This window comes from Caulobacter sp. CCG-8 (assembly GCF_037402475.1).
In the GTDB taxonomy this organism is placed as follows: domain Bacteria; phylum Pseudomonadota; class Alphaproteobacteria; order Caulobacterales; family Caulobacteraceae; genus Caulobacter.
Map to the genome: position 1 here is coordinate 1 of NZ_JBBEUD010000024.1, position 26,592 is coordinate 26,592.

The 26,592-nt window shown below is 70.3% G+C and carries 20 protein-coding genes; 7 read left to right on the forward strand and 13 right to left on the reverse strand.

Annotated features, from left to right (window positions below):
• The 4 genes from WAE60_RS20150 to WAE60_RS20165 form a co-directional block, all read left to right on the forward strand.
• Positions 1-6,038 (forward strand): hypothetical protein (locus WAE60_RS20150; RefSeq protein WP_337688242.1); only part of this gene is annotated, 6,038 nt, incomplete at its 5' end.
• A gap of 152 nt (positions 6,039-6,190) precedes the next feature.
• Positions 6,191-6,940, forward strand: coding sequence for a sugar phosphate nucleotidyltransferase (locus WAE60_RS20155; RefSeq protein WP_029916767.1), 750 nt, complete (start codon positions 6,191-6,193; stop codon positions 6,938-6,940).
• Between the two features lie 273 nt (positions 6,941-7,213).
• On the forward strand, positions 7,214-9,505 hold the full coding sequence (locus WAE60_RS20160; protein WP_029916765.1) for a TonB-dependent receptor: 2,292 nt from the start codon (positions 7,214-7,216) through the stop codon (positions 9,503-9,505).
• 263 nt (positions 9,506-9,768) lie between these two features.
• Positions 9,769-10,224, forward strand: a complete 456-nt coding sequence (locus WAE60_RS20165; RefSeq protein ID WP_029916763.1) for a hypothetical protein — start codon at positions 9,769-9,771, stop codon at positions 10,222-10,224.
• Positions 10,225-10,246: 22 nt separating this feature from the next.
• Here WAE60_RS20165 and WAE60_RS20170 read toward each other — a convergent pair whose 3' ends face one another.
• The 6 genes from WAE60_RS20170 to WAE60_RS20195 all read right to left on the reverse strand — a co-directional run bounded on the left by WAE60_RS20170 (position 10,247) and on the right by WAE60_RS20195 (position 15,935).
• Positions 10,247-11,011, reverse strand: coding sequence for a nucleotidyltransferase family protein (locus WAE60_RS20170; RefSeq protein ID WP_337688246.1), 765 nt, complete (start codon positions 11,009-11,011; stop codon positions 10,247-10,249).
• Entirely contained in the window at positions 11,008-12,165 is a 1,158-nt protein-coding gene (locus tag WAE60_RS20175) for a dATP pyrophosphohydrolase (protein ID WP_337688248.1), read from the reverse strand. The genes WAE60_RS20170 and WAE60_RS20175 overlap by 4 nt, the downstream gene beginning before the upstream one ends.
• Entirely contained in the window at positions 12,166-13,230 is a 1,065-nt protein-coding gene (locus WAE60_RS20180) for an LptF/LptG family permease (protein ID WP_029916757.1), read from the reverse strand.
• Positions 13,227-14,444, reverse strand: coding sequence for an LptF/LptG family permease (locus WAE60_RS20185; RefSeq protein ID WP_035019013.1), 1,218 nt, complete (start codon positions 14,442-14,444; stop codon positions 13,227-13,229). Before WAE60_RS20185 ends, WAE60_RS20180 begins: the two co-directional genes overlap by 4 nt.
• Positions 14,445-14,452: 8 nt before the next feature.
• Positions 14,453-14,890 carry an HIT family protein gene (locus WAE60_RS20190; RefSeq protein WP_029916753.1) on the reverse strand — a complete coding sequence of 146 codons (438 nt, stop codon included), beginning with the start codon at positions 14,888-14,890 and terminating at the stop codon, positions 14,453-14,455.
• Between the two features lie 106 nt (positions 14,891-14,996).
• On the reverse strand, positions 14,997-15,935 hold the full coding sequence (locus tag WAE60_RS20195; protein ID WP_337688251.1) for a metallophosphoesterase: 939 nt from the start codon (positions 15,933-15,935) through the stop codon (positions 14,997-14,999).
• Positions 15,936-16,092: 157 nt separating this feature from the next.
• Between WAE60_RS20195 and WAE60_RS20200 the strand changes: the two genes are divergently transcribed.
• The 3 genes from WAE60_RS20200 to WAE60_RS20210 are packed head-to-tail and all read left to right on the forward strand — an operon-like array spanning position 16,093 to position 19,021.
• Entirely contained in the window at positions 16,093-17,151 is a 1,059-nt protein-coding gene (locus WAE60_RS20200) for a CDP-alcohol phosphatidyltransferase family protein (protein WP_231499543.1), read from the forward strand.
• Positions 17,151-18,080, forward strand: coding sequence for a diacylglycerol kinase family protein (locus WAE60_RS20205; protein ID WP_029916747.1), 930 nt, complete (start codon positions 17,151-17,153; stop codon positions 18,078-18,080). The genes WAE60_RS20200 and WAE60_RS20205 overlap by 1 nt, the downstream gene beginning before the upstream one ends.
• Positions 18,077-19,021, forward strand: coding sequence for a hypothetical protein (locus tag WAE60_RS20210; RefSeq protein WP_337688255.1), 945 nt, complete (start codon positions 18,077-18,079; stop codon positions 19,019-19,021). Before WAE60_RS20205 ends, WAE60_RS20210 begins: the two co-directional genes overlap by 4 nt.
• A 142-nt stretch (positions 19,022-19,163) precedes the next feature.
• Here the strand turns inward: WAE60_RS20210 and spt are convergent, their stop codons facing one another.
• From spt to lptC, 7 genes are all read right to left on the reverse strand, one after another.
• Positions 19,164-20,381, reverse strand: a complete 1,218-nt coding sequence (gene spt, locus WAE60_RS20215) for a serine palmitoyltransferase (RefSeq protein WP_337688257.1) — start codon at positions 20,379-20,381, stop codon at positions 19,164-19,166.
• Positions 20,382-20,384: 3 nt separating this feature from the next.
• A complete protein-coding gene (locus WAE60_RS20220; protein WP_026176593.1) occupies positions 20,385-20,636 on the reverse strand; it encodes an acyl carrier protein in 252 nt (83 codons plus the stop codon).
• A gap of 79 nt (positions 20,637-20,715) precedes the next feature.
• Positions 20,716-21,699 carry an NAD-dependent epimerase/dehydratase family protein gene (locus tag WAE60_RS20225; RefSeq protein WP_337688259.1) on the reverse strand — a complete coding sequence of 328 codons (984 nt, stop codon included), beginning with the start codon at positions 21,697-21,699 and terminating at the stop codon, positions 20,716-20,718.
• On the reverse strand, positions 21,683-23,386 hold the full coding sequence (locus tag WAE60_RS20230) for a fatty acyl-AMP ligase (RefSeq protein WP_337688261.1): 1,704 nt from the start codon (positions 23,384-23,386) through the stop codon (positions 21,683-21,685). Before WAE60_RS20230 ends, WAE60_RS20225 begins: the two co-directional genes overlap by 17 nt.
• Complete coding sequence (locus WAE60_RS20235) at positions 23,383-24,744, reverse strand: lipopolysaccharide biosynthesis protein (protein WP_029916735.1); 1,362 nt, start codon at positions 24,742-24,744, stop codon at positions 23,383-23,385. The genes WAE60_RS20230 and WAE60_RS20235 overlap by 4 nt, the downstream gene beginning before the upstream one ends.
• Positions 24,741-25,910, reverse strand: coding sequence for a glycerophosphotransferase (locus WAE60_RS20240; RefSeq protein ID WP_337688265.1), 1,170 nt, complete (start codon positions 25,908-25,910; stop codon positions 24,741-24,743). The genes WAE60_RS20235 and WAE60_RS20240 overlap by 4 nt, the downstream gene beginning before the upstream one ends.
• Positions 25,907-26,524, reverse strand: coding sequence for an LPS export ABC transporter periplasmic protein LptC (gene lptC / locus WAE60_RS20245; protein ID WP_337688267.1), 618 nt, complete (start codon positions 26,522-26,524; stop codon positions 25,907-25,909). The genes WAE60_RS20240 and lptC overlap by 4 nt, the downstream gene beginning before the upstream one ends.
• Positions 26,525-26,592 lie beyond the last annotated feature (68 nt).

The window sequence follows — 26,592 nt, forward strand, 5'->3', positions numbered from 1 at the left end:
GCGGCGACGGCGATCACGGCGGCAAGGGCGGCGAGGTCAAGATCGACAGCACGGGCCGGATCGAGACCCAGGGCGCGGACGCCGCGGGCATCTTCGGCCAGAGCGTGGGCGGCGGCGGCGGCAGCGGCGGCTTCTCGATCGCGGCGGGCGTCGCGGTGGGCGAGGGCGCGCTGGGCGGCTCGGTCGGCGTGGGCGGCGGCGGCGACGGCGGCGGCGACGCCGACATTGTCACCATCGACAGCGTGGGCACGATCCACACCCAGGGCGATCGTTCGCAGGGCGTCTTCGCCCAGAGCATCGGCGGCGGCGGCGGCAACGGCGGCTGGAGCGGCTCGCTGGCCATCGCGGCCGGCCAGACGGCGGGCGCGGTCGGCGTCAGCGTCGGCGGCGCGGGCGCGCTGGGCGGCAAGGGCAAGCAGGTGACCGTCACCAGCACCGGCGGGATCTTCACCGAGGGCCACGACGCCGCGGGCGTCCTGGCCCAGTCGATCGGCGGCGGCGGCGGCACGGGCGGCTTCTCGCTGGCGGCGGGCGTGGGCGCGGGCCAGACGGCCGGCGCGGCGACCGTCAGCGTCGGCGGCAACGGCGGCGCGGGCAATGACGCCGAGCTGGTCAAGGTGACCAGCACCGGCGTGATCAGCACCCGGGGCGACCGCTCCTACGGCGTCCAGGCCCAGTCGATCGGCGGCGGCGGCGGCAGCGGCGGCTTCACCGGCGCCCTGTCGGTGGGCGCGGGCCAGAGCACGGCGGCCATCGCGGTCGGCGTGGGCGGTTCCGGCGCGGGCGGCGGCAAGGGCGGCGACGTCGAGGTCGACGTCATCGACATGATCCTGACCCTGGGCGACGACGCCACGGCGGTGCTGGCCCAGTCGATCGGCGGCGGCGGCGGCAGCGGCGGCTTCTCGCTGACCGGCAGCGCGGGAATCGGCCAGACCTCGGGCTCCGGCTCGCTCGGCATCGGCGGGTCCGGCGGCGCGGCGGGCGACGCGGGCGACCTGGTCACGGTGACCAGCCACGCGGACATCTCGACCACGGGCGACCGGGCCAACGGCGTCCAGGCCCAGAGCATCGGCGGCGGCGGCGGGGCGGGCGGCTGGACCGGCGCCTTGGCCATCGCCTCGGGCAACACCAGCGGCGCGGTTTCGGTCGGCGTCGGCGGCAATGGAGCCGGCGGCGGCGACGGCAAGGAAGTCAAGGTCGACAGCTTCGGCCAGATCGAGACCCACGGCGACGACGCGGTGGGCGTCCTGGCCCAGTCGGTCGGCGGCGGCGGCGGCAGCGGCGGCTTCTCGATCGCGGCGGGCGGCGCGGCCGGCCAGAGCACCGGCGCGGGCAGCTTGAGCATCGGCGGCGGCGGCGGGGTCGGCGGCGACGGCGGCGTCGTGACCGTCCACAGCCGCGAGCTGATCGAGACCCACAACGACCGGGCCTACGGCGTCCAGGCCCAGAGCATCGGCGGCGGCGGCGGCGCGGGCGGCTTCTCGGCGGCGGTGACCGCGGCCCTGTCGTCCGGCGCGCCCAAGGGGATCAGCGCGGCGATCGGCGGCTCGGGCGGCGCGGGCGGCGACGCCGAGACCGTCACCGTGACCAGCGACGTCGGCGCGGTGACCCATGGCGAAGAGGCCCACGGCCTGATCGCCCAGAGCATCGGCGGCGGCGGCGGCAGCGGCGGCTTCTCGATCAGCGGCACCCTGACCCAGGGGACCAGCACGGTCGGACTTTCGGCCAGCATCGGCGGCGAGGGCGGTTCGGCGGGCGACGCCGGCGAGGTCCACGTCACCACCGACGGCGTGACCACCACCGAGGGCGCGCGGGCCTACGGCGTGTTCGCCCAGAGCGTGGGCGGCGGCGGCGGCGACGGCGGCATGGCCGGCGCCCTGACCGGCGGCCTCTCGTCGACCGACAACATCGCCATCGGCGTGTCGATCGGCGGCTCGGGCGGCTCGGCGGGCGTCGGCCGCCTGGTCGAGGTGACCAACAACGGCAAGGTCGGCACCACCGGCGACGGGGCCACGGCCATCTTCGCCCAGAGCGTGGGCGGCGGCGGCGGGACCGGCGGCATGGCCGTCTCGGCGGCGCTGGGCGGCGCCAAGTCCAAGAACGTCTCCCTGGCGTTCGGCGGCTCGGGCGGCGGCGGCGGCAAGGGCGGCGACGTCAAGGTCACCTCCACCGACCTGGTGGTGACCGAGGGCGACGACGCCACGGCCATCTTCGCCCAGAGCGTGGGCGGCGGCGGCGGGGCCGGCGGCGCGGCCGGGGCCCTGGCGGTGTCTGGCGGCGAGTCGACCAACCTGTCGATGAACATGGGCGGTTCGGGCGCCACGGGCTCGATCGGCGGCGACGTCACGGTCGTCAACAGCGGCACGGTGGTCACCCACGGCGAGCAGTCGCACGGGATCTTCGCCGAAAGCATCGGCGGCGGCGGCGGCCACGGCGGTATGGCCGGCATCGACGAGAACCAGTGGTCCGACTACATGGCCGGCGGCGCCGGCACGGTCAGCCTGGGCTCCAAGAGCAACAACATCTCGGTCGCGCTTGGCGGCGACGGCGGCACGGGCAATGACGGCGGGATCGTCAGGGTCACCAACAGCGGCGTGGTGGCCACGACCGGCGAGTCCCAGGCCAACGCCATCTACGCCCAGAGCATCGGCGGCGGCGGCGGCGACGCGGGCGTGGCCACGGCGGCGTCCGGCAGCTTCGGCCAGGGGCAGAACGGCACCTACGCCATCGCCCTGGGCGGCACGGGCGGCGCGGCCGGCGACGGCAAGCTGGTCGACGTCAAGAACAGCGGCTCGCTAAGCACGGTCGGCGGCAATTCCAGCGGCATCGTGGCCCAGTCGGTGGGCGGCGGCGGCGGCTCGGGCGGCGACGCCCGCGGCTTCTCGCTGAGCTTCTCCAAGAAGCCGGCCGGCACGAGCAAGGCCACCTCGGTCAACGTCTCGATCGGCGGCCAGGGCGGCGCGGCCGGCGACGGCGGCGAGGTCTGGGTCGACAACAGCGGCCAGATCCTGACGGAGGGCAGCGACTCGCACGGCGTGTTCGCCCAGTCGGTGGGCGGCGGCGGCGGTCGCGGCGGCCTGATCTCGACCCAGGGCGAGGAGGTCGTCACCTTCCTCGACATGGCCAATAAGGGCGAGGCCAAGGGCGGCCAGATCGCCATCGGCGGCTCGGGCGCGGGCGGCGGCGACGGCTTCCTGGTCAAGGTGCTCAACAGCGGCCTGATCTGGACCAAGGGCAACGACTCGCACGGCGTGTTCGCCCAGAGCGTGGGCGGCGGCGGCGGCGACGGCGGCTCGGGTCTGGCCGGCGAGGTCAGCATCGGCGGCCAGGGCGGCGTGGCCGGCGACGGCGGCGAGGTCCGGGTGACCAACAACGGGACCATCGTCACCGAAGGAGCCCTGTCGCGCGGCGTGTTCGCCCAGAGCGTGGGCGGCGGCGGCGGCACGGGCGGCGCCACCGACTACGACGGCGACGACACCTATTCCTACAGCAAGGGCCTGTCGGACACGATGAAGGTGGTCGGCAACCTGACCGCCACCAAGGACCTGATCGACTCGTTCAGCGAGCCGGCCTGGGGCATCAGCATCGGCGGCACGGGCGGTTCGGCCGGCGACGGCGGCCTGGTCACGGTCACCAACAACGGCGCGATCTACACCTCGGGCCGCCTGTCGCACGGCATCATGGCGCAGAGCGTCGGCGGCGGCGGCGGCACGGGCGGCGAGGGGACGATCACGGCCGTCGGCCAGATCGTGTTCTCGGGCCTGGGCGGCACGGCCGGCGACGGCGGCGACGTCGTCGTCACCAACAACGGCCTGATCCAGACCTCGGGCTACGGCGCCTACGGCATCTTCGCCCAGAGCGTGGGCGGCGGCGGCGGCGTGGCCGGCGACACCTCGCTGGGCATCGCCTCGTGGGGCGACTTCGGCCCGTTCGGCGGCGAGGACTACAGCGACTACGGCAAGCTGAGCCTGAACCCGCTGGACGGCTACGGCGGCGACGGCGGCGATGTGAAGGTGGTCAACACCGGCGACATCATCCTGCTCGGCGACGGCGCGGTCGGCATCTTCGCCCAGAGCGTGGGCGGCGGCGGCGGCCTGTTCGGCAGCGGCCTGGGCCTGTCGTTCGCCGGTTCGCTGGGCGGCACGGGCGACGCCGGCACGGTCACCGTGATCCAGAACGGCAACATCTGGGCCGGCGGCAAGAACGGCGTCGGGGCCTTCTTCCAGAGCCAGGCGGGCGACGTCCCGGCGGCCGGTTCGCACAGCCTGTCGGCCTCGGCGGCGGCGACGCCGACCTATACGGCGGCCGACATCAACGCCACCCTGAACGGCGACGTCCACGGCGGCGCGGTCTACGGCAAGGGCGTGTTCGTCGACGGCGGCAAGAACAACGTCATCACCCTGAACGGCGTGGTGTCGGCGGACTCGAACCTGGCCATCCTGGCCACCACCGGCAACGACACGTTCATCAGCAACAAGGGCGTGATCGGCAACATCGACCTGGGCCGCGGCCTGAACGCCTTCAACAACACGACGACCTCGACCCTGGTGTCGCTGGACTATGTGAAGCTGAACGGCGGCCTGCTGACCAACGACGGGATCTTCACGCCCGGCGGCAACGGCCACGTGCAGACCACCAGCGTCGAGGGCGACTTCAAGCAGACCGCGACCGGCGTGTTCCTGACCGACCTGGACCTGGGCAAGACGGGCAAGGCCGGCGAGATCGACCGCCTGGACCTGACCGGTTCGCTGGACTTGAAGGGCAAGTTCGTCCTGCAGATCGCCGACCCGGGCCACATCCTGCCGGGCGACCACACGGCCACGATCCTGAACGGCTCGGGCACCGTGACCGCCTCGGGCGTCCAGTTGGTGGCCCCGACCTCGTCGATCGCCACCTTCGAGCTCAAGACGACCAAGGACGACCTGAACCTGCACTATGTGGTCGACTTCTCGCCGGCCGGGTTCAACGTCAACCGCACCTCGGTGGGCGATCACATCAACAACATCCAGCTGGCCGGCAGCACCGACGCCTTCGCGCCGGTGGCGGCCGAGCTGTTCTGGGAGCCGTCGCAGACGGCCCTGGCCAATTACTACGACAGCTTCAGCGCCGAGACCTACGCCGACCAGGTGGCGGTGACCAACTTCGCCATCGCCGGCTTCACCGACTCGATGATGACCTGCCCGACGACGCCGGGCCGGGACGAGGCTGACGACTGCGTGTGGACCAAGGCCGGCGGGCGCCAGCTGACGCTGGACGCCACGACGCAGGACATGGCCTACCGGGAACGCTCCGCGGGCCTGCAGGGCGGCTTCGAGCGCGCCGCCGGTCCGCACTGGCGGCTGGGCATGGCGCTGTCGGGCGAGAGCCTGCGGACCGGCGTGCCGACCCGCACCCAGGGCGACGGCGACCGCTATCAGCTGGGCGTCGTGGCCAAGGTGATCGACGGTCCGGCCGCGTTCGCCATGGCCTTCACCACGGGCACGAGCTCGGTCGACACCCGCCGCGCGGTCCTGCTGCCGTCGGGCCTGCGGATGGCGCAGGCCAAGCAGGAGCAGACCTTCCAGGCGGTCACCGTCCGGACCGGCTACCGCTTCGGCGCCGACAAGGCCTACGCCAAGCCGATCGCCGAGGTGAACTACGCCCGCATCCAGACCGACGCCTTCGCCGAAAAGGGCGCGGGCGCGCTGAACCTGGTCGCGCCCAAGCAGGTGGACCAGTCCACCCGGGCCAGCGTCAAGCTGGAGGTCGGCGCCGAGTTCATGCAGGGCGTCACGGCCATCCGGCCCTATGCCCGCATCGGCGCCAGCCACATGCTGTCGGGCAGCGCCCCGCAGTTCACGACGGCCTTCGAAGGCGCGCCGCCGGTGGCCGGCTCGTACGATGTTGCCTCGCGGCTGGACAAGACCACGGGCGACGCCGAGCTGGGCGTGTCCCTGGTCAACGCCAAGGGCGCCAGCGCCAAGCTCAACTGGTCGGGTCAGTTCGGCGACCGGGTCAGCAACCAGGCCCTGGCCGTGAAGTTCACTCTGCCGTTCTAGGCGGCCCGCTTGAACGAGGGGAGGGGTCGCGCTTGCGCCCCTCCCGCGAAACTTGATACTTCCAACCCTGAAACGACGGGGCGGGCTTGTTGGCCCGTCCCGTCGTCGCTATTTCGCGCTCTCAATTCCCCCAGATAGACGAGACCACGCCCGTGGCGAAACCGGCCAAAGCCATCATCCTCAGCGCCGGCCAGGGCAAGCGCCTGTCGCCCCTGACCGACACCCGCCCCAAGTGCCTGGTCGAGCTTTCGGGCCGCACCGTGCTGCACTGGCAGCTCAAGCACCTGGCCGAGGCGGGGATCACCGAGGCGGTGGTGGTGACCGGCTTCGCCGCCGACACCGTCGAGAAGGAAGTCGCGGGGCTGGACATCCCGGGCCTGAAGGTCCGCACCCTGTTCAACCCGTTCTACGCCCTGACCGACAACCTGGCGACCTGCTGGCTGGCGCGCGGCGAGATGCGCGGCGACTTCCTGCTGCTGAACGGCGACACCCTGTTCGAGCGCCCGATCGCCGAGGCGCTGATCGCCGCGCCGTCGGCCCCGATCACCGTCACCATCGACCGTAAGGGCGGCTACGACGCCGACGACATGAAGGTGCTGACCGAGGGGCTGTCCCTGCGGGCCATCGGCAAGACCATCGAGCAGTACGACGCCGAGTCGATCGGCTTCCTGCGCTTCGATCCCGAGGGCGCGGCCCTGTTCACCCGCATCGTCGAGCAGGCCCTGCGCACGCCGGAAGGCCTCAAGCGCTGGTACCTCAGCGTGATCAACCAGATCGCCCAGGAGCACGACGTGGTCCGGGTGCAGTCGATCCAGGGCCTGCAATGGGCCGAGATGGACTTCCCCGAGGACGTGCCGAAGAACCGCGAACTGGCGGCGGCCTGGGTCGCCGCGGGCGAGTAGGCCGGCGGGCTCGGCCTTCCGGCCGGGATATTCCGTAAACTGAAGAGTGCTCGCCGGTGTGGCAAAGCCGCATCGCGATGCGCATTTCCGTGTCTCATCCACAAACAAAGTAAGCTGCTTCTTACTCTGTCATCGACCAGTCACAGGCGACTCCTATAGCCGGTCCGCTCTACCTGGAAACGGTGGCGACGCTTGTGGGGGACAGGGTCAATGTCCGACACCTTCCGGCGTATCGATCGATACAAGGCCTGCACGGCCGGAAATGGGGATCTCATGCGGAAGTTCGGAATTCAGAAAGTCAGCCTGCTGACGGGCGTGGCCCTGTCGGCGCTGTCGTTCGCGACGGCGGCCCTGGCCCAGGAGGCGTCCTCGACCGCCCTGGACGAGATCGTGGTCACGGCCGAGCGCCGCTCGGAGAACCTGCAGAAGGTGCCGGTGTCGGTGGCCGTGGTCGGCGGCGACCAGCTGCGCGCCGTCAACGCCGACGGCAGCGACATCCTGGCCCTGTCGGGCAAGGTCCCCAGCTTCTACGCCGAGACCACCACGGGCCGGATCTTCCCGCGCTTCTACATCCGGGGCCTCGGCAACATCGACTTCTACCTGGGCGCATCCCAGCCCGTGTCGATCATCCATGACGACGTGATCCTGGAGCACGTGGTCCTGAAGTCGAACCCGCTGTTCGACATCAAGCAGGTGGAAGTGCTGCGCGGCCCGCAGGGCTCGCTGTTCGGCCGCAACACCACCGCCGGCATCGTCAAGTTCGACACCAACAAGCCGACCCAGACCTTGGAAGGCCGCGCCAGCGCCTCGTACGGCACCTACGGCACGACCACCTTCGACGGCGGCATCGGCGGCCCGATCGTGGCCGACAAGCTGGCCTTCCGCGTGTCGGCGCTCTACCAGCACCGCGACGACTACGTCGACAACACCTTCGCCGGGACCAGCGCCGACGGCACCGTCACCCCGAAGAAGAACGCCATGGGCGGCTTCGACGAGAAGGACGTCCGGGTCCAGCTGCTGGCCACCCCGACCGACCAGCTGACGGTCCTGGCCTCGGCCCACGCCCGCCAGTACGAGGGCACCTCGACCCTGTTCCTGCGCCAGGCGCTGAAGAAGGGCTCCAACAGCTCGTCGGCCCCGCGCGACAGCGTCGCCTTCGACGAGGCGGCCAACAACCCGCAGGCCTACGACACCCAGGGCGCGTCGCTGAACATCGCCTACGACTTCGGTCCGGTGACCCTGACCTCGATCAGCGCCTACGAGACCACCAACGGCTACAGCCGCGGCGACACCGACGGCGGCGCGGCGGCCAACTTCCCGGTCGCCGGCGCTCCGAACGGCTTCGGCCAGTCGATGGGCCAGGTCCGCGACCTGGACCAGCTGACCCAGGAAATCCGCCTGGCCAGCAACGGCGACGACCGCCTGAAGTGGCAGGTCGGCGCGCTGTACTTCGACTCGCGCGACACGACCGACTTCTATCAGCGCGGCTACTTCCTGCTGCCGACCTCGGCCGGCTACAACCCCAACAACTGGGTGCGGCTGAACAACCTGAACACCTCGTGGGCGGTGTTCGGCCAGGTCAGCTACAAGCTGACCGACGCCCTGACGATCACCGGCGGCCTGCGCGACACCTACGACGCCAAGAAGACCGTGCTGGTCAAGACGTCCAACACCGCCGCCAACGTCTCGACCTACACCGGCCGCCGCTACGTGCGCCTGGCCGACGAGCAGGTCAGCTGGGACCTGTCGGCCAACTATGAGGTCAATCCCGACCTGAACCTCTACGCCCGCGTGGCCAAGGGCTTCCGCGGCCCGACCATCCAGGGCCGCTCGGCCGTGTTCAACAGCGACTTCACCACCGCCAACTCGGAAACGATCCTGTCGTGGGAAGCGGGCCTGAAGAGCACGCTGCTGGACAACACCCTGCGCTTCAACGCCTCGGCCTTCACCTACGAGGTCAAGGACATCCAGCTGAACGGCAACGACTCCAACGGCAACGGCGTGCTGTTCAACGCCGACAAGGCCAAGGCCTACGGGCTGGAAGCCGACGCCGAGTGGCGCCCGATCACCAACCTGACCCTGACGGCGGGCCTCAGCCTGCTGCACAGCGAGATCGACGACAAGCGCGTCTACGCCCAGGTCTGCGCCCTCAACGGCGTGGTGGTCTGCACGGTGAAGAACCCGACGATCAAGGTCGGCGCCAACACCTTCGCCCAGATCGACGGCCAGCCGCTGCCCAACGCGCCGAAGTACAACTTCAGCTTCACCGGCCGCTATGACCTGCCGGTCGGCGCCGACGGCAAGCTGTTCGTCGCCACCGACTGGAACATCCAGGGCTATACGAACTTCGTGCTCTACGACACCGACGAGTTCTACTCGAAGGACAACTTCGAGGGCGGCCTGAAGCTGGGCTACGAGGGCAATAACGGCGGTTATGAAGTGGCCCTGTTCGGCCGCAACATCACCAACGAGAAGAACCTCAAGGGCGTCATCGAGAACTACATGGCGGCCGTCTACAACGAGCCGCGCATCGTCGGGATCTCGGTCAGCGCCAAGCTGAAGTAGCCGGCTTCCGCCTTTCCGGGCCTCCAAGGACCCCGCCGTCGACGCCGCGCCCGCGGTGGTCGGCGGCGGGGTTTTTCGTGTCCGCGCGCGCTTGCCGCTCTACGGTTGCGCTTAAATGCATACTCTCTCGTCGATTGCGTTCGCGGGCGACTTCGGTCACGCTCACGCTGGGGCGTCTCGTGGATGACTCAGTATCGCGTCGGAAAGTCGCGACGTCGGCGCCCAGCTTCGAAGAACCATTTTGAAGAGAAGAGGGAGCATCCATGTCACTGAGAGTTAACGGCCCGCCGCTGGCGCCGGGCGACAATCCGCCTCCGCAGGACACCAACACCGACGGCTGGGCCTCGCGCCTGGCCAAGCTGATCCCCGCCGAGGCGCTGGGGACCTACGCCGCGACCGTGGCCCTGATCCCGGCCTCGGTCACGGGCACGATCAAGCTGGTCTGTCTGATCGTGATCGCGGTGGCCTGTATCGCGATCCTGGTGGTGGTCCGGGTCAAGTCCACCTCGAAAGGCGGGGTCAAACCGCAGGTGCTGGCGATCGTGATCTCGGCGATTTCGTTCGTCATCTGGACCGCGACGCTCGGGCCGATCTCGCCCATTCCGCTGCCGGAGTCCGTGGCGTGGATCCCCACGATCGTCGCGGTGCTCTGGGTCGCCGCCGTCGGGGTGTTCTATCGCGGCGACGAGGGCAACGCGCCCGAGGCCGCGACCTCCTGAGCCAAATCCGGCGCGAAGGGGCTCACCCTTCGACCAGGGACCGCACCAGGTCCAGGTCGGCCGGCTTGTCGACGTCCACCGCCGCCAAGCCGTGCCGCGCCCGGACGGCCGCCGCCCTGACCCCCGCCAGGCGGCCGATCCGCGCCACCATCTCGTCCAGGGTCATCAGGCCCAGCAGGTAGCGCGCCAGCATCACCGGTCCGAACAGGGCCGCGATCTTCCACGGCTGCTTGCGGTGCTTCTCGACCGTGCGCCACAGGTCGATGGCCTTCAGCGAGGCCGGGGTCTTCAGGTAGAACAGGTTGCAGCCCGAATAGCGCCCGTCGCGGAACGCCAGATAGGTGCGCTTGGTCGTGGGCGCGGCGGCTTGCACCAGGTGCTCCTCGCCCAGCAGGATGGCGATGTCGGCGTCGGCCGGGGTGTCGGCCATGAAGTCGGTCACCCAGTCCGGCTGGAGCAGGGCGTGGTCGACCGTGGTGACCAGCAGGGGCGTGCCCATGGCCTCCGCGCCCTCGTGGACGCTCTGGCTGGGGCCGGCGGCCGAGGGCAGGCGCGACAGCGTCGCCCGTGTCTTCTCGGCCTCCAGGGCCGCCTGCAGGGCCGCGTCGTTGGTCGAGACGGCGATGCGCTGGGCGCCGGCCTCGTCCAGAGCGGTCAGCACCCGGTTCAGCAGCGTCCGGCCGCCCAGGACGATCAGGCCCTTCTGGCTGACGCCGGCGTAGTCGGCGACGGGATCGACCCCGCCGCGCGAACCGGCCAGCACCAGGGCCTGGAACGGCTGGGTCACGCCTGCAGCGCCTTCTCGTAGATGCGGTAGGTCTTGTAGATCTCGGCGCCCATGGCCTCGGAGATCCGGCGCATCGGCATGTTGTCCTCGAGGATCCACGAAAACTCGAACTTGTCGTAGCCCAGGGCGATGCCGGCGTCGCGGCCGGCGTTCATCAGGTGGAACGGCACGACCTGGCCGCGCAGGCTGTCGGCGAACTTCTTCTTCAGGCCCATCAGCGGGATGCGGATCGACTTCACCCGCTTGACCTTCAGCCGCCACAGCAACTTGGCCCAGCCGAAGGGCAGCAGCTTGCCGTTCAGGCCCTCGATGGCCTCGTTGACGTTGGGCAGCAGCACGATGAAGGCGGCGACCTCGCCGTCGATCTCGGCGAACAGCACCAGGCGCGGGTCGAGCACGTCCTTCAGGGCCTTGCCCAGCTGGGCGGTCTCGGCCTCGGTGGTCGGCACGAAACCCCAGTTCTCCGACCAGGCGTCGTTGAGGATCGAGGTCAGGGCTTTGACCTCGTCGTCGTAGCGCTTCATGTCCAGCTGGCGCAGGACCACGCCCTCGGGCAGGCCGCGCTTGACCCGGCGGACCACCACCGGGGGCAGGGCGGCGCGGGGATCACAGACATAGGCGTAGACGTCCTTGGCCTTGGTGTAGCCCTGCTCCTCCACCCGCGCGGCGGCGTAGCGGGGGTCGTGGCCCATCATCACCATCGGCTTGGTGTCGAAGCCGTCGACCAGCAGGCCGACCTCCTCGTTGATCGACAGGTTGAACGGACCCAGGGCCCGGGTGCAGCCGCGGGCCGTCAGCCAGTCCTCGGCGGTGCGGAACAGCACCTTGAAGATCGCCGGGTCGTCCTCGGCGGCGATCATGCCGAAATTGCCGGTCTTGCCCGCGCCGACCTCGGTGGCCAGGTGGTCGATCGTGGCGCTGATCCGGCCCACGTCGCGGCCGCCGCGCACGGCCAGCCACAACTGGACGTCGGCGTGCTGGAAGAACGGGTTGGTCGCCGGCGTCAGGGCCGCCATGCGCTCGTACATCAGCGGGACCACCCAGTTGGGGTCCTTGGCGTTGAGGCGGTTGGCCAGGTCGATAAACCGCTTCAGTTCGGCCTTCGAGCTGACGGGGATGATCTCAAGACCGGATTCAGTGGTGTCGAACGGCATTCAGCCCTCCAGGACAACGAGCGCGTAGATCGCGAGGGCCGCGAAGATGACCGGGCCGCCCCAGACGGCCAGGATGGGTGAGAGCGATCCGCCTTCGCCGAGCGCCGACAGCATGCCGTTGACGACCAGGAAGATCAGGCCGGCCGCCAGGCCGCCGGTCAGCAGCACGGCGCCTTGGCCGCTGCGGAAATTGGCCAGGGCCACCGGCGCGCTGAGCAGCAGCATCACCAGGGACACCACGGGTCCGGCGAAGGCGGCCAGCAGGCGGGTCTCGTAGAAGGTGGACGGGCGGTCGCCGCCGCCGTTCAGCAGCGCCCGGCGCGCCGTGGCGGCGGTGGGCACAGGGCTGTCGGCGAACAGGGCCTGGACGTCCTGGCGATGCAGGGGCGAGGGCCAGATCATGCTGGCGGCGGGGGTGACGTCGACGTGCTCGCCGTTGAACCGGACGATCACCGGCTTGACCAGGGTCCAGCCCTTGTCGCGGGCGTAGGCGGCCGACGGCGCCTCGATCCGCTCGATCAGCCGGCCGGTCTTGTCGCGGCGATAGATCTTCACCGCGTTCAGGGTGCGGCCGTCGGCCGAGGCGCCGGCGGCGATCACCAGGTCGTCGCCGGCCCGGAAGCTGCGCGGACCCGGGACTTTGCGGTCGGCGACGGGCGTGGTGGCCTGCCACCAGTCGGCCAACACCGGATCGGTGCGCGGGGCGATCACCTGGGCGCAGGTGAAGTCCAGCGCCATCACCAGGAACGCGACGGGCAGGGCCATGGCGACGATGCGATAGGCCGAGATGCCGGTGGCGCGCATGGCGATGATCGCGCTCTCGCGGGCCAGCTGCGAGAAGGCGAACAGGCCGCCGGCCAGGGTGGCGATGGGGGCCACCTGCTCGATCAGGCGCGGCGAGCGCAGGGCGGCGTAGTACAGCACCCCGGCCGTGCCCAGGCCCCGGTCCAGGATGTCGGTGGTCACTTCCAGCAGGTCGAGGATCTGCAGGATGGAGAACAGGATCAGGGCGGCGCCGAGCACCCGCGTGCCGACCGTGCGCAGGACGTACAGCTGGATCTTCATGCGTCGGCCTGCTCGAACTTGTCGCGGAACATGCGCCGGAAGCGCTTGATGCCCACGCCGAACCGGCGGATCAGCTCGGTGACCGGGGTCTGGCCGGGACGCTTGCGGCTGCCGATGAACATCCACAGGCTCAGGCCCGTGAAGATCAGCCACGGGACGCCGATGGCCGCCAGCGGCATGGCCTTGCCCGATTCCGCCAGGCTCTGGCCCAGTTGCAGGCTGTGCTGGAAGGCCAGCAGCAGGACGCCGGCGATGATCAGGCCGGGCGTGCGGTTGCCGCGCTTGGCGGCCAGGCCCAGCGGGAAGGCCAGCAGCGGCAGGAAGGGCAGGAAGGCGGCCCGGGCCAGGCGTCCGTAGAGCTCGGCCAGCAGGGTGGCGCGCGGGACGACCGGGTTGGGGCTGTCGGCCTGGCGGGCCAGCTCGCCCAGGGTCAGCTCGCGCTCGTCGCCGCCCCGGTTGCGCAGCAGGGCCGCCGCGCCGGCCAGGGGCACGTTGGTGGTGAACTGGTCGAAGACCAGGGTGCGGTATTCGCCGCGGGCATCGACGGCGATCCGCTGGCCCTTGCGCAGCAGCATGGTGACGTTCTTGCCGTCGGCGTCGGCCCGCAGGTCGGCGGTGGCGGCGGTGATCACCTCCTCGCGGCCGGCGGCGTCCTGGCGGCGGATGAACACCCGGGTCAGCTGCTGGCCGGCCGGGTCGGCGCCGTCGGCGGTCATCAGCAGCTTGGGCTGGTCGATGAAGGCCCCGCCGTTCAGCTTGCCGTTCCAGCCGGCGTTGATCGCCTCGTGCATGACCGCGCGATACGCGTAGCGGCTGTAGGGCTGCATGTAGCCGAAGACGATCAGGCTGAAGACCATCAGGAACAGGCCGACATAGACGAACGGAGCGGCCACGCGCGTCAGGGACTGGCCGCTGGCCAGCAGGGCGTCGATCTCGGACCCGTCGCTGAGCTTGGTGATGACGATGAACAGCGCCACGAAGAACGCCACGGGCAGGGCCAGGCCCAGATAGTGCGGCACCAGGTTGGCGGCCAGCTGGGTGACGTAGCCAAAGCGGGCGCTGCTCTGCGACAGCACGTCCAGCAGGCGCAGGACCCGCTCCAGCAACAGGGCGATCACGGTCACGCCCAGGCAGCCGATGATCGGCCAGGTCAGCAGGCGCAGCAGATAGGCGTCGATCAGCCGGAAGCGCGACGTGCCGTGCGGCGTGGGGATGGGCTTCTTCACGCGGCCGACCAGACCTGGGCGAAGCTCTGGGCCAGGCGCTCGGCGGCGTCGGGGTCCAGGTCGACGGTCGAGCCCAGCGCCGGAACGGCGGGCCAGCCGGCGTCGGCGAAGGTGCGGCCCTCATGCTCGCGCGTCCCGGCGTAGCGCGGGATCACGTGGAAATGCACGTCCTTATCGACCATCATCAGCATCAGGTAGTTGATCTTCTCGTACGCCACGACCTTGCCCAGCAGGCGTTCGACGCCCTCGGTCGCCGTCTTGAGGTCGGCGAAGGCGGCGGGACTCAGCTGGGAAAAGGACTCGACCGATTCCTTGCATACCAGCACCAGCGATCCGAAGGTCGGTTGTTTGGGGCGCACCAGGACCAGCCAGCTCTCCGTTTCCGCCACCTTGGTGCGCGGATACCCGAAATTCTCTGCGGTGGGATTGGTCATGTCGGCCTCGCCTCGGGGCGTTCGCCGCCGTCGCATACAATAGGGACGCGGCCTTTTCCATGGAAGTCCGAACGGCGCGGTTCGCTCCGGTTCCGGGCTTTTCGCGCTAGGCGTGTCCGGCGGGCGGCCGGCCGGCCTGCAGCAGGACGTAGCGGCTGAGTTCGGCGGGCCGGCCGGTCTTCGGATCCAGGCCGCGCGCCACGACCCTGACCTCGACCCCGCCGTCGGCCTGGCGGTCGATCTCGACCCCGTGCCAGCGCGCCGCCGGATGGCCGCGCTCGCCCATGGCCGAGGCCGAGGGCACGCCCAGCACGGGGATCATCGCGCCGTCCGGCCCGGGGGCCGTCGCCACCATCGCCTCGTGGGCGTGGCCGTGCAGGACCAGGTCCGCGCCGTGGCGGGCCAGCAGGGCGCGCAGGGCGTCCTGGTCCTCCAGCGCCTTGCGCTTGGCCACCGCCCCCGGGACGGGCGGATGGTGGATCAGCAGCACGCGGAAGAGGTCGCGATAGGCCGGGTCGGCCAGCAGGGCGTCCAGCCGCTCCAGCTGGGCCTTGCCCAGCCGGCCCGTGGCCAGGTGCGGGGCGGTCGGCACGGCCGAGCACAGGTTGAACAGCGCCACCCCGTCGCGCACCCGCACCTGCGGGAAGGCGACGTCGCCGCCTTCGCCCAATCCCTCGTCGCCCAGCCAGGGCGTCCAGGGGGCGAACGGCCGGCCGCCCTTGGTCTCGACCAGGGCGTCGTGGTTGCCGGGGCTGACGGTGACGTCGCGGGCGGGGGCCAGGGCCTCCAGCCAGACCCGGGCCGCCTCGTATTCGGCCGGGGCGGCGTAGTTGGTCAGGTCGCCGGTGATGGCGACATGGTCGGGGGCGTGGGCCTTGAGGTCGGCGACGATCGCCGCCAGCACCTCGGGCCGGTGTTCGCGATGCTTGCGCCGCCAGGCGATCCGGCTCAGCAGACGTTTGGACAGCAGGTCCCGCCAGCCGAACGCCCCCTGCGGCGGCGGCAGATGCGGGTCGGAGAGGTGGGCCAAGCGGAATATCGACAAAGTTTGGTTCACGGATTCTGGCGGAAGGGGCCGAAGCTGCTTATCAATCGCCCCAGGTTTCAAGGGGTTGTCTATCGTGAGCGTGGAAAATCGTCCAAATGACGCCGCCGGCCCGTCCGCCGTCACGGTCGGTCAGGCGAAAACGCGCCTCTGGGGGATGACCTCGGCCGAGCGGCTGTCGCGCATCTATCGCCGCCTGGGCCTGGTCGAGGCCGGACACGAGACGGTCTTCGTCAGCGGCGACGTGGTGGTGGTCGACGCCGGCTGGGTGTTCGACGAGTCGCTGATCAAGGCCCTGGCCGGCCGTCCCGGCGTGGCCCTGGTCGACGAGGCCGGCCGCATCGTCGCCGTCAACGTCCCCGCCGCCCGCGCCCGCGAGGCGATCGTGCGGCTGGACACCGGCGAGGACGTCACCGCCCTGGTCGACACCCGCCTGACCGCCGTGGAGCTGGGCTCGGCCTACAACCACGCCCTGCGCAAGCGCGAGCCGCCGGTGCTGGAGCGCCTGACGCCCGAGACCCGCGTGGCCGTCGAGAAGCGCCTGTTCCAGGGCTCGTACAAGGGCGTCACCGACCTGGTGACCAAGCACGTGTGGCCCGTGCCCGCCCGGATCGTCACCCGCTGGTGCGCCCTGGCCAGGATGACGCCCAACCAGGTGACCCTGATCGGCTTCCTGCTGGTGCTGGCGGCCTTCTGGCTGTTCTGGAAGGGCGAATTCGGCTGGGGCCTGGTCTGCGCCTGGATCATGACCTTCCTCGACACCGTCGACGGCAAGCTGGCCCGCGTGACCCTGACCTCGTCCAAGTGGGGCAACGTCTTCGACCACGGCATCGACCTGGTGCATCCGCCCTTCTGGTGGTGGGCCTGGTATGTCGGCGTCGGCGCGCTGGGCCTGACCATGCCGCACGGCCAGCTGGCCCTGGCGGTGATCCTGGCCGGCTACGTCCTGCAGCGGGTTGAGGAGGGGATCTTCCTGGCCCTGTTCAAGGTCGAGATGCACGCCTGGCGGCCGTTCGACAGCTTCTTCCGGCAGATCACCGCCCGTCGGAACCCGAACCTGATCCTGCTGACCCTTGCGGTTGTGGCCGGTCGTCCCGACATCGGGTTCCTGGCGGTGGCGGTCTGGACGGGCATCTGCCTGGTCGTGCACGCCGCGCAAATCCTGCAAGCCCTGGCCGCCCCGAAGGGGGCCGTCGTTTCCTGGTTGTCGCGCTGATGCGAGTAGGCGTCGTCCGCAATCCGATGAGCCACGCCAATATCGGGCGCTCGGAGTCCGATACGGGCGACGCGTCGACGACCGACGCGGTGCTGCTCGTCGAGCCGGCCACGCCCGAGGCGCTGGAGCAGGACCTGCAGGCCTTCGCCCAGTGCGGCGTGAAGATGCTGGTGATCGACGGCGGCGACGGCACGATCCGCGACGTCCTCAGCCGCGCGGCGACCATCTTCGGCGACGCCATGCCGCTGATCGCCCTGATCCCGTCCGGCAAGACCAACGTGCTGGCCATCGACCTGGGCGTGCCGCGCGACTTCACCCTGGCCAAGGCCCTGGCGGCCGCCAAGTCGCCCGACGCCGTGATCAAGCACCGCGCGCCGCTGGAGGTCCGCTGGGACGACGGGCGGCCCAGCCTGCGCGGCTTCGTCTTCGGCCTGGGCGCCTTCGTGCGCGCCACCAGCCTGGCCCAGACCGTCCACAAGACCGGCGCCTTCCACAGCATCGCCGTGGCGATGAGCGTGCTGGGCGCCCTGGTCGGCACCGTCATGGGCGGCAAGCGCGACCAGTGGCGGGCCGGCGTGCCGCTGTGCCTGGCCATCGACGGCGAGGAGACCCGCACGGCCGACCGCTTCCTGGTGCTGGCCACCACGCTCAAGCGCCTGCCGTTCGGGGTCAAGCCGTTCGGCCCGCCGCGCGAGGGCCTGAAGTTCCTGGACGTCGACGCTCCGCCCCGCGGCCTGCCGGGCGCCTTCCCGGCCCTGGTGGCCGGCAAGGAGTCGGCCTGGTCGGGCCGCTACGGCTACCGGCGCGGCGACGCTTCGAGGCTGCGGATCACCACCAACCAGCCGCTGGTGGTGGACGGCGACGTCTATGACGGCTCCGGCGGCCTGACCGTGGTGCTGGCCCCGACCCTGAGGTTCCTGGCGGCATGACCGGGTCCGTCGCAAGCCTGGTGGGCGAGGAGCTGCTGGCTCCCGCCCCGCCGCAGGCCGTGGCCTTCGCGGCCAAGCTCCTGGACCGCTTCGAGACGCCGCTGGCGGTGCTGTTCTACGGCTCGATCCTGCGCACGGGCGACCTAGACGGGGTGCTGGACTTCTACGTGCTGACCGAGCGCGTCCGTCCGGGCCCGCGCGGCCTGGTCACGCGCCTGCTGTGGCCGGACGTCAGCTATCACGAGCTGGAGGTGGACGGTCAGGTGCTGCGGGCCAAGGTGGCGACCATGACCCTGGCTCAGTTCCAGGCGGCGACGCGCGGGCAGGGGATCGACACCACCATCTGGGCTCGCTTCGTCCAGCCCGCGGGCCTGGTGTGGAGCGCCGATCCGGCGATCGCCGGCCAGGTCGTCGAGGCCGTGGCCGACGCCGCCCGTACCGCCGCCCGCTTCGCCGCCGCCCTGGGCCCCGCCGAGGGGCCGTCCGAGGCCTATTGGACGGCGCTGTTCAAGGAGACCTACGCGGCCGAGTTCCGGGTCGAGAAGGGCGGGCGCGAGCGCTCGATCCTTGGCTTCGACGCGGCGCGGTACCATCGCCTGCTGATCGCCTGCTGGTGCGAGGAAGGGCTGCTGGGCATCGAGGCCGACGGCGTCGTGCGGCCCAAGCTGGACGAAGCGGGCCGGAAACGCCTGCTGGCCGCCTGGCGCCTGCGCCGGCGGATGGGGCGGCCCCTGAACTACGCCCGGCTGATCAAGGCGGCCTTCACCTTCGACGGGGCCGCGCGCTACGCCGCCTGGAAGATCGAGCGCCACACCGGCATGCCGGTCGAGGTGACGCCCTGGCGCGAGCGCCATCCGGTGCTGGCCGCGCCGGGCGTGCTGTGGGGCCTGTGGCGCCGACGGCAGGCCCAGGACCGGGCGAAGGCGGGGAATGGGGCGTAGATGGGGACATGCCCTTGGGCGTGTCCCCATCAGCATCCACGGAGCCAAGTCTTGGGGACACGCCCAAGGGCATGTCCCCGACCGCAAAAAGAAAAGGCCCGAGGTTTCCCTCGGGCCTTTCGTTTTCCAGAGCTGTCCGGCCTTAGGCCGAGACGCGCTTCAGCGGGGCTTCGATCAGGCCCATGGCCGCGCCCAGTTCGGCGAACACGGCCAGGACCTGGTCGATCTGCTCGAAGGTGTGGGCGGCGCTGACGCTGGTGCGCAGCAGCGGACGGCTGTCCGGCGTGGCGGGCGGCAGGGCCAGGTTCAGATAGACGCCGTTCTGCAGCAGGGCGTTCCACATGCCGATCGCGCGCTCGGTGTCGGGCATGGTGATGGCCACGATCGGGCTGGAGGTCGGGCCGGTGACGTAGCCCATGCCCGACAGGCCGTCGTACAGGCGGCGGGCGTTGTCCATCAGCTTGTGGCGCAGCTCGGGCTGCTCTTCCAGGCGGCGCAGGGCGGTCACGGTCGAGGAGACCACGGCCGGCGGCAGCGAGGCGGTGAACATGTACGGACGGCAGGTGACGCGCATGACGTCGAAGTCGTCCATGTCCGAGACGCAGAAGCCGCCGATGGCGCCCAGGCTCTTGGAGAAGGTGCCGACCACGAAGTCGACGTCGGCCTCGACGCCGGCCAGTTCAGCCAGGCCGCGGCCGTGCTCGCCCAGGACGCCCATCGAGTGGGCCTCGTCGACCAGCAGGTAGCCGCCCAGCTCGCGCTTCACGGCGGCGATTTCCTTGAGCGGCGCGGTGTCGCCGATCATCGAATAGATGCCTTCGACCACGATCAGGCGCTCGCCGGGCACGTCCTTCATGCGGCGCAGGCGCTTGTACAGGTCTTCCGGGTCGTTGTGGCGGAAGCGGATGACCTCGGCGTGGCCCAGGCGCGCGCCGTCGTAGATCGAGGCGTGGCTGTCGGCGTCCAGGATCAGGTGGTCGCCACGGCCGACCAGGGTCGACAGCACGCCCAGATTGGCCTGGTAGCCGGTGGTGAACACCATGGCGTGCTTGCGCTTGTAGAACTTGGCCAGGGCAGCTTCGAGCTCGACGTGCGCCTCGAAGCTGCCGTTGGCGATGCGGGAACCGGTGGTGCCGGTGCCGCGTTCCTGCACAGCCTTGACCGAGGAGGCGATCGCCTGCTCGTCGAAGGTCAGGCCCAGATAGTTGTTGGTGCCCAGCAGGATCGTGCGTTTGCCGTTGATCACGCCTTCAGTCGGCGAGACGACGGCGTCGAAGCGCACGCTGAAGGGATCGGCGCCGGCTTGCCGGATGGCATTGTAGGCGTCGCGATATGCGAGGTGCTTGTCGAACAGCCCCATGGCTTAGGCCCTATTCCGAAGATCTTTAATCAGGGAGGCGAGGTCTCCGGCGGTTTCCACCGAAGCCAGGCGATCCAGAGGAATGGAGATGTCGAAGGTGTCTTCGAGCTCCATGATGATGTTCATGAGGGCCAGGGAGTCGACCGCCAGATCGCGGCCGATATGAGTATCGTTCGCCACATCGACCGAGCGCCCGAGCACCTTGCTCGTCGCTAGTCCGATTTCACGTAGAGTGAGATCCGTAACAGCTTCCATCGACCCGACAGTATCCCCGACCACAGTCTTACATAACCGAATTGTAACAGCAGTCCCGCCAGAAAATCGCCGTATTCGGCTATTTTCGAGACTTTTCTTCCTTCAACCAACCTTCCGAGCGATACCAGCGCACGCTTTGCGCGAATCCCGCTTCGAGAGGGTATCTCACTGGGGGAAAGTCCGGAATCGGATCGTTGCTAGATAGGGCCCAATCGTCGTGAAGCAACTCCCGAGCCTTGCCCGGCGTGAGAATTGTATCCTTCCCAGTTGCGGCGGACGCCCATTTTGACAACACCGCCAAAGCCTTGATCGCCCCCGAGGGGATGCGCACCAGCCTTGGCGACGCGCCGACCGCTTTGGACGCGGTCCGCATGAGTTCGATCCAGCCATACCCCTCCGGACGGTTGTCGGACAAGCTGAGCAGCCCGAGGCGCGGCGTTTTGACCAAGTCGGCGATTCGGGCCGCGGCGTCGTCGACGTGGATCCACGCCATGCGCGTTTTGGGGCTCAAAACGGGTAAAAAGGCCGCTTTCGAGGCCATTTTGAACAGTCTAAGCGTCTCGACGTCGCCCGGTCCGTAGATCGCCGGCGGGCGGACGATGGTCAGATCACCGCCGAAAATCTCGCGGGCTGCGTCTTCTCCGCCACGTTTGCTGCCCGCGTAATCGGACAAATGGGGCTCGCGGGCGGCCAGGCTGGAGACCAGGATGAGTCGCGCGCCGGCCGTCTTGGCCGCCTGAGCCACCCGCCGCGTCCCCTCGACATTGCCGCGATCGAAGGCCGCCCGGTCCTGCGCCTTGATCAGACCGGCCACGTGGACGACCGCCTCGGCGCCGTCGCAGAGCGCGGCCAGGGCGGCCGTGTTGGCCAGGTCGCCGATCACCAACTGGGGCTCAAGGCCCCGCCACATCGGGTCGGTGATGTCCCGTCGGGCCAGGATGCGGACGGTCCAGCCTTGCTCGGCCAGGACCTTGACCAGCCGGCGGCCCAGGAAACCCGTGGCCCCCGTGACGGCGACCACGGGGCCCTTGTGGGCCCCCGTCATGTCAGGCGCGCTCGCCATAGGCGCCGGCCAGATAGGCGGCCTTGGCCTTGGAGCGGCTCAGCTTGCCGGACGAGGTCTGGGGCAGGGCGTGGGCGCCCACCAGCTGGACCTGGGTCTCGACCTGGTGGCGCAGGCGCAGGACGCCCTGGATCTTCTCGACCAGGGCCGCGCGGGTGTCGGCGTCGCCGCCGCGCGCCTGGACCAGGATCACCACGACCTCTTCCTCGTCGCCGGGGACCGAGAAGGCCGCCACGTCGCCGCTGCGCAGGCCGTCGACCTCGGCCTCGGCGGTCCATTCCAGGTCCTGCGGCCAGATGTTGCGGCCGTTGAGGATGATCAGGTCCTTGCCGCGGCCGGTGATGACGATCTCGCCTTCGATCAGGTAGCCGAGGTCGCCGGTGTCCAGCCAGCCGTCGGCCGACAGCACGCGGGCGGTCTCCTGGGGCTGCTCGAAGTATTCGCGCATCAGGCTGGGGCCGCGGGCGTAGATGCGGCCGACGCCGCGCTCGGGCAGCACCGCGCCGTTCTCGTCGCGCACTTCCAGCTCGTGGTGGGGCAGGGCGGGGCCGTTGCGGGCGAATTCGCGCGAGCGGTCCAGGTCGTCGGTGAGCACGGCCTCGTGCTGCTCCAGGCGCTCGACGTCCAGGCGCTCGGTCTTCAGGCCGCCGCCCAGCGGGGCCATCGACAGGGCCAGGGTCGCCTCGGCCATGCCGTAGCTGGCGACGAAGGCTTTTTCCGAGAAGCCGACGCTGGCGAACCGCTCGGCGAAGGCGCGCAGCGGGCCGGTGCGGATCATGTCGCCGCCCAGGCCGGCGCTGCGCCACTTGGACAGGTCCAGGTGCTCGATCGAGGCCACCTCGGCGCGACGGGCGCACAGCTCGTAGCCGAAGGTCGGGCTGTAGCTGATCGTGCCGCCGTTCTTGGTGATCAGGTCCAGCCACAGCAGCGGCCGGCGCACGAAGGCCCCGGTGGGCAGAAGGTCGACCGTCATCTGGCTGGTCATCGGCGACAGCAGGAAGCCGATCAGGCCCATGTCGTGATAGAGCGGCAGCCACGAGACGGCGCGGTCGGTCGGCAGCACCTGCAGGCCGTCGCGGGTGATGGCCACGGCGTTGGCCATCAGGGCGCGGTGGGTGACCAGCACCCCGGTCGGGAAGCGCGTGCTGCCCGACGAGAACTGCAGGTAGCAGGTGTTGTCCGGCTTCACCTCGGGCAGGGCGTCGCCCTTCGAGGCCGGCAGATCAGCCAGGACGCCGGCGAAGTTCAGCGCGGTCTTGGCGGCGATCTCGGCCACCCAGTCCTTCATGCCGGCCGGGCCGATCAGCAGCTTGGCGTGGGCCGAGTCGAGCATCCGCGCGATCTGCTCGACATAGGCCTCGCGGCCGCCCAGCGGCGCGGGCAGCGGCAGGGGCGCGGGGACCAGGCCGGCGTACTGGCAGGCGAAGAAGGCGCGCACGAAGTCGCCCTCGGTCTCGGCGATCAGGCCGACGCTGTCGCCCGGCTTGGCGCCGGTGGCCAGCAGGCGCGGCGCCAGCTCCAGGGCCTGCTCGCGCAGCTTGGCGTAGGGCAGGGCCTCGACCAGTTCGCCGCGCAGCGAATAGAGGTTGATCCCCGTTTCACCGGTCGCGGCGAAGTCGAGCGCGGCGGTCAGGGTGGGGAAATCGGCGAATCTCACGGTTCGCGAAGAGGACGTCGGAGTAATCATTGCGGAAGGCCTTTGGCGCCGTTTTGATCCTCGGCGCAAGTTTGTTCGTCTTTGGCGTGGGCCGTTTCCTGGGCCAGGCTTCGCTTGAGGGCGATGTACATGCCGATCGCCAGGGCGGCGGCGACGCCGACCAGGGCCGCCCCGGCGCCGTCCAGGCCCGCGGCGCGGATCAGCGGCACCAGGCAGGCCAGGTAGATCGCGCAGACCACGGCCCGCACGCGCAGGGCCAGGCCCGCCTTGCCCAGCGAGACCAGCATCGGCTCCAGCGGCATGGCCAGGACGCCGATGGCGGCGGCGGCCACCTGCCAGTTCATGATGCTGGCGCCGGCCGCGAAGGCGGGGCCCATCACGATGGCCAGGATGTGGGCGCCGAACAGGATCGAGACCAGCAGCAGCAGGCCCGCCACGCCGCCGCCGATCAGGCCGATCTGGCGCGACAGCTTGCGCATGGCGTCCTCGCCGCCCGTGGCCCGCATCTTGGCCAGTTCGGGATAGAGGGCCGGGACCAGCAGCTTGGCCGGCTTGGCCATGCCGTCGGCCACCTGGCGACCCACGCGCCACATGGCGGCCTGGCCCGGGCCCAGCACCGAGCCGACCACCAGGGTGATCACCTGGCTGAAGGCGGTGTCGATGGTGCCGCTGAAATTGGTGGCCCAGGCGAAGCGCCAGATGCCCGGCAGGCCCTCGGACAGCGGGCCGCGGAAGGTGAAGCCCTTGAGCAACTGGCGGCGGTTGAGGTCCCACAGGGCCACGCCGTTGACGTAGAGGAAGGCCGCGACGGTCCCCGCCGCCCAGGAGGCCAGATAGGCCTCGATCGGGGCGTGCAGGGTGAAGCACAGGGCGCAGCCGACCAGTCGCACCGCCGAGCTGACGGCCTGTTCGGCGGCCAGGAAGCGGAAGCGGTCGAACAGCCGCAGCAGGCCGACCGAGGTGGCCGAGTCCATGACCGCGATCGACAGGGCGTAGCAGGCGGCGGCGGGCGACAGCTCGGCCGGCCAGCCCAGGAAATGTCCGAACAGCAGGGCGCCGACCACGCCCAGGGTCACGCCCACGGCGGCGCCCAGCGAGTCGAGCAGGATGGTGAAGCGCAGCACCTGCTGGAAGCGCGGCCGGTCGTTCTGCAGCAGGGCCGAGGCGCCGTACTGCAGCAGGGTCTGCCACGACTGGAACTTGGCCACCTCGCCCAGGAACTGCGAGAAGGCGTTGATCAGCACGATCACGCCCATCAGCTCCTTGCCGAGGCCACGTGCGGTCAAGGCGATATAGGCCAGGCCGACCACGGCGTTGACCGTACGCCCTCCAAGCAGGGTCCCGGCATTGGCCAGAACCCGGTGCAAGACCTTGGTTTCCTTGCTCATCGCGGACGTCGGCGTCCCGATGGCAGGCGGTCGACGATCGCCTGGGCGGCGCGGACCGACGAGGGCGTCTCGCGCAGGTCGAAGCTCTCGGCGAAGCCCTTCCTCTGGGCCTCGACATAGTCGCCGTGCCCGCGCTGGGCCGAGGCGACGGCGTCGACCACGCCCTCGATGTCGTCCAGCACCGGCCCGTACAGCCAGTGATGGAAGCTCTCGTCGCCGCGCCAGTCGGCGTGGGTGGGGTTGAGGAACAGGCACGGCTTGGGCGTGCGCAGGAACTCGTAGACCTGGCTGGAGACGTCGCCCAGATAGATGTCCGCCGCGCGGGTGTAGGTCATGTCGATCGCCGCGGGCCCCCCCAGGTCGAGATGGATGCGCGGATGATCGACGAACGGGGCCAGGGCCTCGATCGAACGGGGATCCGCGCCTTCGAAGAGGCGGATATGGGGCGCGAAGATCAGATTGTAACGCTCGTCCGCCGCGAACCGCTCGAGAATCCGCCGGCCCCACTTCGGCCAGGAGCCCAGGGTCGGGTGGAAGTGCGGGTTGTACAGCACCAGCGGCTTGGCCTGCGGGAAGACCGGTAGCGGCGAGGGCGGCAGGGCGTCGATGATGTCGAACTTGGGATAGCCGACCATGGCGCAGGTCTTCTGCGTGACCCAGCCTTCGTCCAGCATGCGGTCGCGCTGCTTGGGGCCGGCGGCCATGACCAGGTCGAACTGCTTGAGGCGCGGCTCGAACGGACCGCCCCGGTCGCCGGCGCCGTGCTGGGTGTAGACCAGCTTGGTGTCCTTGACCCCCAGCTTGCGCAGCAGGGCCGTGGTGCGCTCGGGCGTGACCACGGCGTCGTAGCGACCCAGGCGGTGAACGTTGGCCGCCAGCATCAGGGCCTTGGGCGGGGTCGAGGAGCCCTTCAGCCGCAGCTCGCGCAGCCAGGTCGGCGGCAGCAGCCGCATGGGGATGGGCGGGGCCTTCAGCGTCTCCAGCAGGTCGCGCACATAGTCCAGGTGTTCCTGGGCGGTGGCGGCGATATGCACGTCGACGTCGGGCCAGCCCCGGGCCAGGGCGATGGCGATCGGCAGGCTGTGCAGGATCTGGTGGGTCTGGGCGATGTAGAGGAAACAGACGCTGGGCCTGGATCCGCCGCCCTTCGGGTCGGTCGCGGTCACTGTTGCGGCGTGAGGCGCGTGCGCACCCGGCCCTTGAACACCACCCGGTTGCCCTTGTCGCTGACCGAGTAGTTGTCGGCCCGGACCGAGCCGTTGTTCGGGCCGGCGCCCTCGACCGCGGCGCCGCCGACCAGGTCGCCGGTGTGGGTGTCGATCAGCGCCTTCTGCGAGGCGAACTGGTAGCCCTGGCCGTTGTCGATCTTGACGTCGCCGGTCAGCAGCAGCGAGCCCTTCTCCTCCTGGTAGGCCCCGTCCTTGGAGACCACGTGGGTGGGGTTGTCCGAGCCGTAGCCGCGGGTCAGCTGCGGGTTCTTCAGGAACACCTGGTCGGCGTTGCTGAGGTCGCGGGTGGCCGAGGAGGCGGTGATCAGGAAGGCGCGGCCGTCCTTCAGCGTGCCGGTGAAGCGTGGGTTCTCCATGCGCAGCGGCGCGGCGGAGGCGGGAGCGGCGGGCTTGACGGCCATGGCGCGGATCACGCCCTGGCCGACGATCGCCACGGCCATGCCGACGGCGATCGCCGGCAGGACGGTCCGCAGGGTGCGCACCGGCTTGCGGTAGCGATTGCGGTTCTTCTTGCGGACCGGCGCGGCGGCTGCGGGCGTGATGGCGATCATGGCTGTACGAACTGGATGCGGCTGCCGAAGGGGACAGGCGACCGGCTTAAGCCCACCGGCCCGATCCC